Annotated in this window: 7 protein-coding genes; 2 read left to right on the top strand and 5 right to left on the bottom strand. The window is 63.7% G+C overall.

The features are described 5' to 3' along the window. Positions 1-155: 155 nt before the first annotated feature. From VFB05_RS00215 to VFB05_RS00190, 5 genes are all read right to left on the bottom strand, one after another. Entirely contained in the window at positions 156-1,334 is a 1,179-nt protein-coding gene (locus VFB05_RS00215) for an acyl-CoA dehydrogenase family protein (protein ID WP_325007462.1), read from the bottom strand. 10 nt (positions 1,335-1,344) lie between these two features. Then, complete coding sequence (locus VFB05_RS00210) at positions 1,345-3,672, bottom strand: bifunctional salicylyl-CoA 5-hydroxylase/oxidoreductase (protein ID WP_325007466.1); 2,328 nt, start codon at positions 3,670-3,672, stop codon at positions 1,345-1,347. A gap of 354 nt (positions 3,673-4,026) precedes the next feature. Further along, the gene (gene ccmI / locus VFB05_RS00200; RefSeq protein ID WP_325007460.1) at positions 4,027-5,322 is read right to left on the bottom strand and encodes a c-type cytochrome biogenesis protein CcmI; all 1,296 of its coding nucleotides are present in this window, start codon (positions 5,320-5,322) and stop codon (positions 4,027-4,029) included. 73 nt (positions 5,323-5,395) lie between these two features. Further along, a complete protein-coding gene (locus VFB05_RS00195; RefSeq protein WP_325007458.1) occupies positions 5,396-7,741 on the bottom strand; it encodes a hypothetical protein in 2,346 nt (781 codons plus the stop codon). Further along, a complete protein-coding gene (locus tag VFB05_RS00190; RefSeq protein WP_325007456.1) occupies positions 7,741-12,804 on the bottom strand; it encodes a hypothetical protein in 5,064 nt (1,687 codons plus the stop codon). Before VFB05_RS00190 ends, VFB05_RS00195 begins: the two co-directional genes overlap by 1 nt. Before the next feature lie 152 nt (positions 12,805-12,956). Between VFB05_RS00190 and VFB05_RS00185 the strand changes: the two genes are divergently transcribed. Continuing rightward, a complete protein-coding gene (locus VFB05_RS00185; protein WP_325007454.1) occupies positions 12,957-13,451 on the top strand; it encodes a hypothetical protein in 495 nt (164 codons plus the stop codon). Between the two features lie 91 nt (positions 13,452-13,542). After that, a complete protein-coding gene (locus VFB05_RS00180; protein WP_325007452.1) occupies positions 13,543-14,121 on the top strand; it encodes a hypothetical protein in 579 nt (192 codons plus the stop codon). Positions 14,122-14,172 lie beyond the last annotated feature (51 nt).

Genomic DNA, 14,172 nt, shown 5'->3' with positions numbered 1-14,172 from the left:
GGCATCAGCCAGCGTTCGAGCTCGTCTTCCCATCCCGCCATGGTCAGCCCTCCAAGAGCCGACCACCCATGAATCATTGAAAAATTGATTCGGGAATCCTATAAAGCACGCAGAACCGACATTCTGCCAAAGTAGTGCTAGCTAGTCAATAGCGCTCACCGAGGTTCCAGCAGCTCGCGCGCGACAATCAGCTTTTGGACTTCGGTCGCGCCCTCGTAGATGCGAAGCGCGCGGATTTCGCGATACAGGCTTTCGACGACCTCGCCCTTGCGCACGCCGCGCCCTCCGAACATCTGCACGGCACGATCGATGACGCGTTGCGCGGTCTCGGTGGCCGTGAGCTTCGCCATGGCCGCCTCGCGCGTGGTCGGAAGCCGCTGAACGTCACGGCGCCAGGCCGCGCGATATGTCAGGAGCGCCGCGGCGTCGGTGTCGGTCGCCATGTCGCCGAGGGCGGCCTGGGTCAACTGGAGGTCGCCGAGCGTCGCGCCGAACATGTGCCGGCTCCTCGCATGCGACAGTGCCTCATCGAGCGCGCGACGCGCAAAGCCGAGCGCCGCCGCGGCGACCGAGGCGCGGAAGATATCGAGCGTTTGCATCGCGAGCTTGAAGCCGCCGCCCGGCGCGCCAAGCCGACGGCTGGCCGGGATACGGCAGTTCGTAAACCGCAACGTCGCCAGCGGATGCGGCGCAATGACCTCGATGCGATCTGCAACAGCGAATCCGGGATCATCCGGGAAGACGACAAAGGCCGAAATGCCCCGGGCGCCCGGCGCCTCCCCGGTTCGCGCGAACAGCGTATAGACGTCGGCGATGCCGCCATTGGAGATCCACGTCTTCTCCCCGTCGATGACGTAGTCATTGCCATCAAGACGTGCCGCGCAAGACATGGCCGCGACATCCGAGCCTGCGTCCTTCTCCGAGAGTGCAAAGGCTGCCAGCCATTCGCCCGAGCGGACCTTGGGCAGCACGGCCCTGCGCAGCTCCGCAGAGCCCGCCAGCGCGATAGCACCCGAGCCAAGCCCCTGCATGGCGAAGGCGAAGTCAGCGAGACCATCGGCATAGGCGAGCGACTCGCGCGACAGGCAGATCGAGCGGGAATCGATCGTGGTGGCATCACCATCGGCTGCCGCGACGGCGCAATCGAGCAGCCCCGCCTCGCCCATCGCACGCACGAGCCTGCGGCAGGCGCTGTCGACATTGTCGTGGTCGATCTCGTCCAGGCTCCCCGACCGCACGAAGCGGTCAAGCGCCCCGGCCAGCGAATGATGGCGCGGCTCGAAGAACGGCCAGTCGAGCCACTCGCGCCTGATCGCCTTGGCAACGGAGCCCATCTGTTGCTCCTCAGCTCACCTGTGCCGCCGCCGCTGCGGCAGCGCGCGCCAGATTGGTCTCGTATTGCCCCTTGGCGGACAGATATTGCTTCGGCCAACTGACCGCGGTGATCCCGATGCGCGCAGCTTCATGCAGCGTCCACGCCGGATCAGCCAGATGCGGCCTTGCAATGGCGCAGAGATCGGCGCGACCCGCTGCGAGGATCGAGTTGGCATGATCGGCCTCGGAGATAGCGCCAACCGCGATGGTTTCGACGCCGACCTCGTTGCGGATCAAGTCCGCAAACGGGGTCTGGAACAGGCGTCCATAGATCGGCCGTTCCTCCTTCCAGACCTGCCCGGAGGAGCAGTCGATCACATCTGCACCCGCCTGCTTGAACATCGCTGCGAAGATCGCGGCATCGGCCGGTGTGTTGCCGCCTTCGGTCCAGTCGTGGCAGGACAGGCGCACCGACATCGGGCGATCCGATGGCCAGGCCGCGCGCATTGCCTTGAACACTTCCAACGGAAAACGCGCCCGATTGTCGTGGCTGCCACCATATTCGTCGGTGCGACGGTTGGTCAGCGGCGACAGGAAGCTCGACAGCAGGTAGCCGTGGGCGCAATGCAGCTCGAGCCACTCCACGCCGGCCGCCGCGGCGCGATGCGTTGCCGCGACAAAATCGTCACGCACGCGATCCATGTCACTGCGGTCCATCGCCCGCGGTACCTGACTGTGGGGCAGATAGGGCAGCGCAGAGGCAGAGATCAGCGGCCAGTTGTCAGACAGCAGCGGCTGGTCGATCCCTTCCCACGCCAGCCTGGTCGACCCCTTTCGTCCGGCATGGCCAAGCTGAATGCCCATCTTGGCGTGGCCGAGGCTGTGGACCAGATCGACCAGGCGGCGCCATTGCGCGGCCTGAGCGTCGTTCCAAAGCCCGAGGCACCCGGGCGTGATCCGCGCATCCGGCGAGACGCAGGTCATCTCGGCGAAGATCAACCCGGCTCCGCCCATGGCGCGCGCGCCGAGATGAGCGATATGGAAGTCGTTAATCAGCCCATCTTGCGCCGAATACATCGCCATCGGCGAGACCATGATCCGGTTCGCAAGCGTCAGGCCGCGCACGCGGTGCGGTGTCAGCATTGGCGGCGGCGCACGCTGCTCGTCCTTCACCGCAACGCCGGAGCGCGCCGCGAACCAGCGCTCGAACCCCTCCAGCCAGCTGCGATCGCGGACCCGAAGATTTTCATGGCTGATACGCTGCGACCGCGTCAGCATCGAGTAGAAGAATTGCGGCGGCTCGAGCGTATCGGCATAGCGCCGGCCCACCACCTCGAACCATTCCATTGCATTTCGGGCCGCGTTCTGAATCCGCGCAACGTCGATCCGCCGTACCTCCTCGTAGGCCTCCAGCACGGCTCCTATCTTGTCGCGATCGTGACCATGACGGTCGAACTGATTGGCCAGTTCGATCGCGTCATCGAGCGCCAGCTTGGTGCCCGACCCGATCGCGAAATGTGCCGTGTGCGCGGCATCTCCCATCAGCACGACATGCGAGCGGCCGTTGAACACGCTCCATTTGCCGCAGATCAGACGGCTGAAATTGAGCCAGGCCGAGCCGCGCAGATGGCGTGCGTTGGTCAGGAGCTTCGCGCCACCGAGCGTCTCGGCAAAGAGCCGTTCGCAGAATGCAATCGAGCCCTGCTGATCGAGATCGCCGAGACCATGGGCATTGTAGGCTTCCTCTGTGGTCTCGACGATGAAGGTCGAGGTCTGGCCGTCGAATTTGTAGATGTGCGCCTGGAACCAGCCATGCTGGGTCTTGCGGAAGTCGAAGGTGAAGGCATCGAACAGCTTGTTGGTGCCGAGCCAGATGTAGCGGTTCGGCCGGATCACCATGTCGGGCTGGAATTGCCCGGCGTAGCGGGCGCGGATCCTGGAATTGACGCCGTCGGAGGCAACGATCAGGTCGGCATCCGGAAACTCGAGATCGGACTCGACCTCGCGCTCGAAGACGAGTTCGACACCCAGCGCCTCGCAGCGCTTCTGCAGAATATTGAGCAGATGCTTGCGTCCGATGCCAATGAAGCCGTGGCCGGAGGTACGCTGCCGTGTCCCCTTGAAAACGAGCTCGATATCGTCCCAATGATTGAAGGCATCTTCGATCTCGGCGGCGCTTTCGGGATCGGCGATCCGCATCGCCTGCATCATGGCGTCCGAGAACACCACGCCCCAGCCGAACGTATCGTAGGGCTTGTTGCGCTCGACGACGGTGACGAGATGTTCCGGATGCCGGCGTTTCATCAGGAGACCAAGATAGAGCCCGGCCGGGCCGCCGCCGATACAGACTATGCGCATCATCCCTCGCTTTCGCGCGCCGCGCCGCTTGCTGAACTGCCGCCATCGAATTATTTTAAGTATAAAATATTTCGCCGGAGTGCCGCTTGTCAAGACGCTTGTCGACGGCCGGCGGAGACGCCCGGTTCTGGACCCGAGCGATAGGCACGCTTTCTCGCGGCCATGCAGCCAATTGGCCTCTTTGGGGAGATAGAGGACGTCGTCGACGTCGTTCTCTATCTTGACAATGCGACCTTTGTCACAGGAGATATCCTGGAAGTCGACGGCGGCGCCAATGCAGCGCGGCGGTGGCCGGGTGGATCTCCGGAAGTCAAACTCACCGCCCTAAGCCGTCGCTTTGCTTGCGGGTCGCGTTCAATTCAGCCCGAGTTCACGCGCGCTGGCCACGATCCGGTCGCGCTCTTGGACATCGTCGGCAAAGACCTCGAGGCCGCGCGATAGCGCCTGCCGCGCCTGGTCGATCTCGCCCAGCACCATGCGCGAGCGGATCAACTTGATCCATCCGTCCGCGTCCCGTGGCGATTGCTCAAGTCGTTTTGCCAGGCGCTCAACCATACCACTGATCATGGCCGACCGATCCGTCGGGGACATTGCCTCAGCAGCCGCGACATCCTGTGCATTCGGCCCGTTCTCGGCCAAGCGCGGCGTCTCCACGTCCCGTTTCAAGCCCTCGACCACTTCGCTGGAGATCGCCGAGTTCGGCCCTGCAGCAGGCGTCGCTGTCTCGATCCCGAGATCGCGCTCGATTGCCGCTATCGTACTCTTGAGTTCCGGCAGCCACGGCTCGTCGGGCTTGATCTCCTTCAACAGACCGACGCAGTCGGTCAGGGCGGAGGTCTTGTCGCCCTGCTGCTCTTTTGCCAGAGCCTTGAAGAACCGCGCACGCGCATTTCGTGAATCGCTTGTGAGCACGTCATCAATGACATGACTGATGTCGGGCGTGATCTTGCCGCCCGCGGCACGGACCATTGCGTCGATGCGCGCTGTTTTCAATTCCACGTTGCCGGGACTGGCGTCGATCGCTTTCGCGTAGGCATCGCTGGCCTCGGCAAACTGCCCGGTGTTGAAATAGGACCAGCCAAGCGTGCGCCAACCTTCGCTATCGGCCGGGTTCTTCTCAAGCCGAACGAGCAGGCGTTGGATCATCTCGTCGACTGACGGCAGACCGGATCGCTTCTGCGGCTGCGCCCAGCTCTCGGGTGCCGAGCTCTGTGCCAAGGCTGCAAGGCGCTTCACGGCTGGCGCATCCTCCGCAGGCGGCGCGGGCATTTGCTGTGCGGATACGGGATCTGCCACCTTGGTCGCATCGAACTCTCTGCTCGTCGTGTAAAATCCGACCGCGCCCGCTATCAGAATTCCAGCGACACACGCCAATGCAAACTCCGGGACGCCCCTGGAACGCATGGAGACGAGCGGCGATGATCGGCGAGCCAGCGCACGCTCCACGACCTCACGCCGGGCGGTGTCCGCCTCGGCTTTCTGGATCGATCCTTGTCGGAGCCCGCTCTCGATTTCTTCCAATCGATCCAGACAGGCTTCGACATCGACGGCTCCGTCCGCCCGCGGCAGCCCAAACCGTCGCACAAAAACAAGGGATAGCAACACCGCGATCATGGATGTCGCAATTGTCTGAACGAGCCATAATGTCATCAGCTACTCCTCACGCTCGGCAATGCCTCGAAATTGCGGCTCAATCGATCCGCCGTTCTCCCCCAAAGCCCCATTATCTTCCGGCTGCAGCGGACTGAGAGCAATTACCATCGGGGCGGGCGCTATATCTGCACAAGGCGGACGCCGCGGGCGCCCCGAACTTGCTCTTCTCGTCGCTCGGCTTGCTGTTGCCGTCGGTGTAGAAATCGTAGCGAATGCCCATCGTGGCCAACAGGTCGGTGGTCTGGCTCTTGATGCCGCTTTGAACGGTGTTCGTCCATTGCGCGCCCACCTCGAGCTCGAGGCTGAGATTCTTGGTCCACTGGTAATCGACCAGGACCGATGGAAGGACTGTATATTCCGTCAAGGCCGTGCCCCCACGGCCCATGGTGTAGCCGAGCCTCAAGCGCGGACTGATGCGTAGGTCGGGCGTCACCGGAAACCTGCTGTTGAAGTCGAGGACATACATATTCGACGTTGTCATCTGCGAGTAGCGCAGCGCTGCGATATACATGTCGCCGTCCCTCATGATGTTGTTGGCGATAAGCTGGGTTGAATAATAGTATTCGTTGCCCGCCGGCAGCGCGGCCAGCGCCGGGTCGAGGCCGACCACCGGCGCAAGCGGCTGGGTCAGGTTGACGACGGTGGCATCCGCGCTCACCTGAAGCTTGTCATTCAGCGGATGCGAGAAGCCGATCATGGCCGACTTGTAGATTGGGGTCTGCTCGAGCGCAAGCTGCTGCAGCGGCGCGTTGGCATTGGCCTTGAGCAGGTCGTAGAGCGTTGCGAACGGCTGGTTGAGCAGAGCGTTCCAGGTCGAGAGATAGGGAGTCCTGCGATAGTCCGCGCCTCCGTAGATCGTCGACTTGTCGGGCAGAATCCATGATCCCGAGAAAATGGCCGCGTTCAACCGGTTGAAATAGACGTCGTAGTCGACGTTACCGAACATGAACTTGTTCGCGTCGTAGTAGCGGGCATCAATCCCGACAGCCCGGCGATCCAGCAGCGAGCGATCCCGTTGCTCCGTCACGTACAGCGTCGTTTCAAAGCCGCCAAAGAACGGCCCGAGGCCCACGCCCGCGCTATAGAAATACTTGTTGTCCTTGAACGGCAAATCGAAACGACTGAGCGCCGGCGAGCCGGCAACGACGTCAAGTCTCAACATGGTCAGCGGCTGCCAGCTCAGCAATGCACCGTCAAAGCGACCAAGCACGCCGTCGGTATTGAGGGTCTGACGACCGAATACCGAGCGGACGTTCCAGTCTTTCACCAATGTGTCGACCGAAAACGCGGCGATACCGACGAGATCCTGCGAGGCAGGGCTGAACATATGTTCTTCGCTGCCCGAAAACCGGATCTTGCCCTTGGTCTGGTCGTTGTTCCAGGTCGCAGTCGCATCGAGGCTCGAGAGTATTTCGTTCTGGTGCACGCGGTGCGTATCAGGATCCACATTGGGATTGGGCGCCAGCGTCGGATCGCGCGCCGCGGTAAAACTGTCGTTCCGGATATAGAACGCGGATGCGCTGCCGACGAGCGTCCAGTTGGTTTCGCCGCTCCGCGTGAATTTTCCAGCGGGAAGCATCGCGGGCGGGGTACGCAGCGGGCCGCTCGCCTCGCCATTCGGCGCAATTGCAGTCAGCCGCTGCCTAACACGATCACTCGCCTCACCGATCGGATAGCGGCGGAGATAGTCCTCGTATTGCGCCCGCGCCTCTGCCGTCTGGCCGTTCTTCTGATAAGCGAGAGCGAGAAATTCCTGCGCTTCCGGGCTGTATTGATTTTCCGGATATCCGAGAATGCGGCTGAAGAGCTGGATTGCTCCGCGGGGATTATTCTTGTGCAGCGCCGCCCTTCCCTCGTCCATCCAGGCGGCAACGGACCTGAGATCCTGCTGGGAAATCCTGCCAGGGGGACGATTGCCAGGAGATCCGACGGCGGCCGATTCAGGGAAGACCGGTTTGCAGGCCGGCGATGGCTTAGCCCCGGCAATCGCGACGACAATGCTCTGGGTATCGGAGTCTGCGGCGACCCGATAGGCAACGGGATGGTCGAAATTGATCCGCAGCACGGGCCCGGTCGGATTTGCGGTCTCGAGCACGATGGAGTTGACACCCGCTCGCTTGTCGGCGGGAACGGTGGCAGCCTCGCGTTTCAAGCCCAGAAGTGCTGTTGCTTCCTTGCGATCCACCGGATTGACCGTGATCCGCAATTCATCGCCACGTTCGAGCGGAAAATGACTCGCGTAGCGAATGCGAATATTGAAGTTGACCTTGAGGATCGCGCACCCCTTCTGAACCACCATTTGCGCGTCCGCCAGCGCCTGATCCACGACGGGCTCGGCCGAAGCGCCGCGCACGGCCAACATCACCGCGGTGGCAGCAATAAGCGCCAGCGTTTGGCGACAAGCGGTTCGTTTCATTACCAACCGCCTCCGATGGCCCGGTGCATACCGGTCCGCCGCGTCTGGATCGTTCGTTGCGTGTTGTCCGTGTAGATGTGACAGGCCCCCGCACAATCCTTCAGTTCCATGGCGGTGTAGTAGACCTGGACTGGATGCTCGAACTTCACATGCGCCGGCGGGCGATACTTGTCCGCATGACAGCCCGCGCAGTCCGGTTTCATTGCCGGGAATTTCCAGGGCACCACCTGCGCGTTCGATACGTGGCAGCTGTTGCAAGCCAGCGCCGGTCCATGATCGACAAAGGCCGGCGAGGTGTGCCGGTACGTCACCGGGGTCCAGGTCACGGTTCGATGGCACAACTCGCACGGCAAGTTGGTGACGAAGTGCCGGGTCGGCTTGCCCTCGGCTGTCGCGCCGTTGTGGCAGCTCGCACACGGCGCACTGACCCGGCTGTGATCGAGCCGCGCGCCTGCAAAGGTCACGGTGCTCCGGTGACAGGTCTCGCACGGGGCAGTGGTCGGGATGTGGCTCGTCGGCTTGCCGAGCGCGATCACGCCGTTGTGGCAGCTCGCGCAATTGCCGGTGATGCCGGTGTGATTCATCTGCGCGCCGGCAAAGGTCACCGTGCTCTTGTGACAGGTGTCGCAAGGCGCATTGGTGATGACGTGACCGGTGGGCTTTCCGAGCGCGGTGATGCCGTTGTGGCAGGTCACGCAGCCGCTTGTGATTCCGGCATGATTCATCCTGGCGCCGGCGAACGTCATCGTGCTCTTGTGACAGAGCTCGCAGGGTGCGCTGGTGGCGATATGACCGGCCGGCTTGCCGAGCGCGGTGACGCCGTTGTGACACGCGGCGCAACCGCCGGTAATTCCGGTGTGATTCATCCTGGCGCCGGCAAAGGTCATCGTGCTCTTGTGACAGGTCTCGCAAGGCGCACTGGTGGCGATATGACCGCTCGGCTTCCCGAGCGCAGTGACGCCGTTGTGGCATGTCGCGCAGCCGCCGGTGACCGCAGGGTGATTCATTTTGGTCGGCAGCGCGGAGCCCGCGATGTTGGGCATCGCTGAAGGTGCGGCTGCGGAACCGGGGCCAGTGAAGCCGGGCGGTGCCGCAGGCGCGGGAGCGGCACCGAGCATCGCTGCTCCAGGTGTCAACGCGCCCGGAACTGTCGCCAGAGGCGCGACAAATGGCGTCGCAGGAGCAGCCGCAATCAATGGCGCGTTCGTTGCCGGAGCGGCTGGCGTGACGGCAGGCGCCGCCACGTTGGCGGTCGCAATGTTTGGCGTTGCGGTCACGGGGGGCGCAGCGACGAGCCGAGATGCGGTGGCGGCGGTGCTGGGCGTGGTCGCGGCCGGCGGCGCGGCGGTCGCGAGCGCAGCGGCTTGTTTCGCCACGGCTGAAGTCGGCGATGGCGACGGAGCAGGCGTCGGCGTTGCCGTTGCCGTAGCGGCAGCGGCCGGCCGGGACGCGGTTGCTGCGGCATTGGGTACTGCCGTCGCCGTCGGCTGCGCGGCCGTCGTGAGCGCGGCAGCTTGTTTCGCCACGGCTGAGGTCGGCGATGGCGACGGAGCAGGCGTCGGCGTGGCCGTTACCGTAGCGGCAGCGGCCGGCTGGGACGCGGTTGCTGCGGCGGTGGGCGCTGCCGTGGCCGCCGTCGGCTGCGCGGCCGTCACGAGCGTAGCGGCTTGTTTCGCCACGGCTGATGTCGGCGACGGCGACGGAGCAGGTGTCGACGTCGGCGTCACAACAGCGGCCGACTTCAGCGTCGTCGTCGCAGCGGTGGACGTTGCGGTCGGCGTCGGCGTCGCCCTGTTCGCGGTCTGTGTGCCGGTCGATTGCGCTCTGTCTCCCCTCGTCGGGCTTGGTGTTGGCATCGGCGACGGAGTTGGCGTCGAACTCCCTGTCGGCTTGGGGGTGGGCGTCGGCGTTGGTGTCCCAGTGGGCTTCGGCGTGGGCGTGGGCGTGGGCGTTGTGGTCGCACCCGCAGAGTAGTTGCCGCAGGCGGTATCCTTTGCCTGGTGGCATTGGCCGCAATTGGTACCTTGTCCGTGATTGCCCTTGGCGTTGACGCCGTTGTGGCAGGTGGCGCACGTCACTCCAGTTACCGCCGCATGGACCATCTTACATGTCGCGGATGAGCCGCCACTGTCGAAGCTCGTCGTGCTTGCGTGACAAGTGGTGCAATCGGCCGGAGCTGTCGGGATATGTCCGCTCGGCTTGGCTTCGGCGCCGATGGTGCCTTGGCCGGTGTAGGAACCATTGTGGCAGGAGTCGCATCGGCTCCCTGCCACGGCAGTATGACTCATCGTGTATGTCGTGAAGCTCGTTGCCGTATTGGAGTGGCAGTTGCTGCACTGGATTCCGGTCACGGGGATATGCGGCGGTGTGACCATGCCGGTTGCGGTGGTGCCGTTGTGGCAGCTGGAGCAATTGGTGTCGGTTGCGGTATGGGTGAATCCGCCGCCGGACCAGCTGGTGAAGCTGGTGGCTGCGCTGGCATGGCAAGTGATGCAGTCCTGGCCATTGGTGGCGACATGGCTCGGGAACGACGCTGTGCCCAGCGCGCCTTTGGTGCCCTGACTGGTGTAGGAGCCGTTGTGGCAGGAGTCGCAGCGGCTCGCGCTCACCGCCGAGTGAGTCATGGTGTAGGTCGTGAAGCTCGCCGCCGTATTGGTATGGCAGCTGCTGCACTGGATACCCGTGACCGGAATGTGCGGTGGCGTGGTCAGACCGGTCGCCGTGGTGCCGTTGTGGCAGCTCGAGCAATTGGTGTCGGTTGCGGCATGGGTGAATGCGCCGCCCGACCAGCTGGTGAAGCTGGTGGCCGCGCCGGCATGGCAGATGATGCAATCCCGGCCGTTGGTGGCGACATGGCCCGGGAACGACGCGGTGCCCAACGCGCCTTTGGTGCCCTGGCTGGTGTAGGAGCCATTATGGCAGGAGTCGCAGCGGCTGGCGCTTACCGCCGAGTGAGTCATGGTGTAGGTCGTGAAGCTCGCCGCCGTATTGGTGTGGCAGCTGCTGCACTGGATGCCCGTCACCGGGATGTGCGGTGGCGTGGTCAGACCGGTCGCCGTGCTGCCGTTGTGGCAGCTGGAGCAATTGGTGTCGGTCGCCGCGTGCTTGAACGCGCCTCCAGACCAGCTGGTGAAGCTGGTGGCCGCGCTGGCATGGCAAGTGATGCAGTCCTGGCCATTGGTGGCGACATGGCCCGGGAACGACGCGGTGCCAAATGCGCCTTTGGTGCCCTGGCTGGTGTAGGACCCATTATGGCAGGAGTCGCAGCGGCTCGCGCTCACTGCCGAGTGAGTCATCGTGTAGGTCGTGAAGCTCGCCGCCGTATTGGTGTGGCAGCTACTGCACTGGATGCCCGTCACCGGGATGTGCGGCGGCGTGACCATGCCGGTTGCGGTGGTGCCGTTGTGGCAGCTCGAGCAATTTGTGTCGGTTGCGGCATGGGTGAACGCGCCCCCGGACCAGCTGGTGAAGCTGGTAGCTGCGCTGGCGTGGCAGGTGATGCAATCCCGGCCGTTGGTGGCGACATGACCCGGGAACGACGCGGTGCCAAATGCGCCTTTGGTGCCCTGGCTGGTGTAGGAGCCGTTATGGCAGGAGTCGCAGCGGCTGGCGCTCACCGCCGCGTGAGTCATCGTGTAGGTCGTGAAGCTTGGCGCCGTATTGGTATGGCAGCTGCTGCACTGAACGCCCGTGACCGGAACATGCGGCGGCGTGGTCAGACCGGTCGCCGTGCTGCCGTTGTGGCAGCTCGAGCAATTCGTATCGGTGGCTGCATGAGTGAAAGCGCCGCCGGCCCAGCTCGTGAAGCTGGTGGCTGCGCTGGCATGGCAGTTGATGCAATCCCGACCATTGGTTGCGACATGGCTTGGGAATGATGCGGTGCTCAACGCGCCTTTGGTGCCCTGGCTGGTATAGGAGCCGTTGTGGCAGGAGTCGCAACGGCTGGCGCTTACCGCCGCATGGCTCATGGTGTAGGTCGTGAAGCTTGCCGCCGTATTGGTATGGCAGTTGCTGCACTGAACGCCCGTGACCGGAACATGCGGCGGCGTGGTCAGACCGGTTGCCGCGCTGCCGTTGTGGCAGCTGGAGCAATTGGTGTCGGTCGCCGCGTGCTTGAACGCGCCACCGGCCCAGCTCGCGAAACTCGCAGCCGCGCCGGCATGACAGGTGACGCAATCGGCGCCATTGGTCGGCACATGACCGGCAAATGCGGCGGTCCCCAGCGCGCCCCTGCCGCCCTGGCTCGCGTACGACCCGTTGTGACAGGAGTCACAACGGCTGGCGCTGACCGCCGCGTGATTCATCGTATAGGTCGCGAAGCTTGGCGCCGTGTTGGTGTGGCAGCTGCCGCACTGCACCCCGCTCACCGGAATGTGCGGCGGCGTGGTCAGCCCGGTCGCGCCGCTCCCATTGTGGCAGCTGGAGCAATTGGTGTCGCTCGCCGCATGCGCGAACACGGCGCCCAGCCATGTCGTCGTGCTGTGGTGGCAGGTCTCACACGCCGCGATCGTCTGGACGTGGTTGGCGGGCTTACCGAGGGCCATGGCGCCGTTGTGGCAACTCGCACAGCCGGACGAGATGCCGGCGTGATTGAAGGTGGTCGCACCGGCAAAGCTGGCGGTGCTCTTGTGACAACCGTCGCACGGCGCGGCCGTGACCACATGATTGGCCGGCTTCCCAAGCGCAATCGTGCCGTTGTGGCAGTCGCCACATGCCGCAGTCGCCTGCATGTGGTCGATGAAAGGCAGGTTGCGCCAGTCCAACGTCTGGTGACAGCCCTCGCAGAAATTCGTCGTCTTTGGATGTGTCTGCGATCTTCCCTGCGCATTTGCGCCATTGTGACAGGCAAAGCACCCACGCGGCGTGCCCTTGAAGCGGCCGTTGGCATGGCATGAGCCGCAGTCGACGCTGGAATGCGCGCCCGTCAGCGGAAATCCCGTCGTGAAGTGATTGAACGACGATGTCGCTGCGGATTGGGCATAGCCAGGCAGCGCGGTCACAGCGAGCATCGTCGCGATGACCGACAACACCAACCCGATTGATCTCCACGAGATCAGCGCCATGCGTTCCCCATTGACCCCAAAAGAGCCGCGCGTCCCTCTGCGCAGCCAACTCTAAAAGCGATGTTTGATCGGGCTCCTCCTCAGCACCCTAGGCAGCATTGAGCGTCGCGCTCGCTTCGAGCGCGCCCGTGACGTCGGGTCGTGGAGATTGTTTGCCGCACGAACGGCGGCAAATTGAAACACCTGAACTCATCCACCACTACCTGCGCACGTTCTCGATACGCTCAACGTCAAACCATCAAGCAACGACGCTCAACCGATTTGCGAATTCGAAATGCGTTCGAGATGCGCAATCCAAAGACGCCTCACTCGCCCCGAGCTTGCCGCTCGTGAGCGTCGACGCTTATGGCATCACCGGATTCGGCCACGGATCGGGCATCTGGTCGGGCTATTTCGTGGCGCGTGCCTCAGCCGACTTGTCGCTAACGAACGACGCGGCGATTTCTTCCGAACGTGATTCATCAACGCCACAGCGTGTTGCGATGCCGCCTCACCAATTACTTTGCTATCGCCTCGCAACTGCAATTGCTGCGACCGGGCGTACTCATTCGTCGTCAGCACATGCCGCGTCGCAGCGTCATGATGCGGCCTTTTCTGTCCCTGAGTTTGCCAGCGACGCAGGAAACGCGAACAGAGCCAGCGGGTGATCGAATGCAAAGGACCGAGCCGCATTTTCAGTCGGATTCCCGGTCAAACAGGATCGCGCGACCGACCACCGATCCCTCGCCTGAGGCCGCAATGAGGCCGCCGGCAGGGGTCCGCGCGCAAGCCGCCTCCTCAAGTTCGCTACGCGCCGGCAATGCGAGCAACGCCCCCGTTCGACCAGCCGGTCCAATCGCCTGGGTCGCGGCGCTCGCTGCTGCTCCGCTGGCATTTGTCGCCGCGCTGTGGCTGATGAGCCCGCGTGCGCCCGCCGCGGACATCGCCGCTTTGACCAAAGCGACAGTTTCGGACGCCACAACGCTTATGGCAGCCGTGCAAAATGCGGGTCTCCGCGGCACCACCGATATCAGGGGCGCAATTGACGAGATCAATCGCCTGGACGGCGCGCATGTCACGGTCCGTGGCTGGGCTAGCGACGTGAGATCATCCGGCAGCCCTCTGACCGTCGTCGCCTTTGCCGAACAAGCTTACGTCTTGACCGCGACGAGCGATGCAAGCACGTATCTTTCGCATCTTGTGGGGTTATCGGACGCCGCCCGGTCGAGCACATCGTTCCAGGGAACGCTTGCCTGCTCGCACGACAAGACAGTCGTCGTCGTCGCGGTCACCAGCGATGGCCGGTACAGCCAGTTTCGCTCCCTCCGCTGTCCCTAGCGGCCGATCTTGCCGCGAAGGGCAGCACGGATTTACCAAACGCGCGACGCG

Source organism: Bradyrhizobium sp. (genome assembly GCF_035652035.1).
Taxonomy (GTDB): Bacteria; Pseudomonadota; Alphaproteobacteria; order Rhizobiales; family Xanthobacteraceae; genus Bradyrhizobium.
This window is presented reverse-complemented; position numbering and strand designations above follow the sequence as displayed.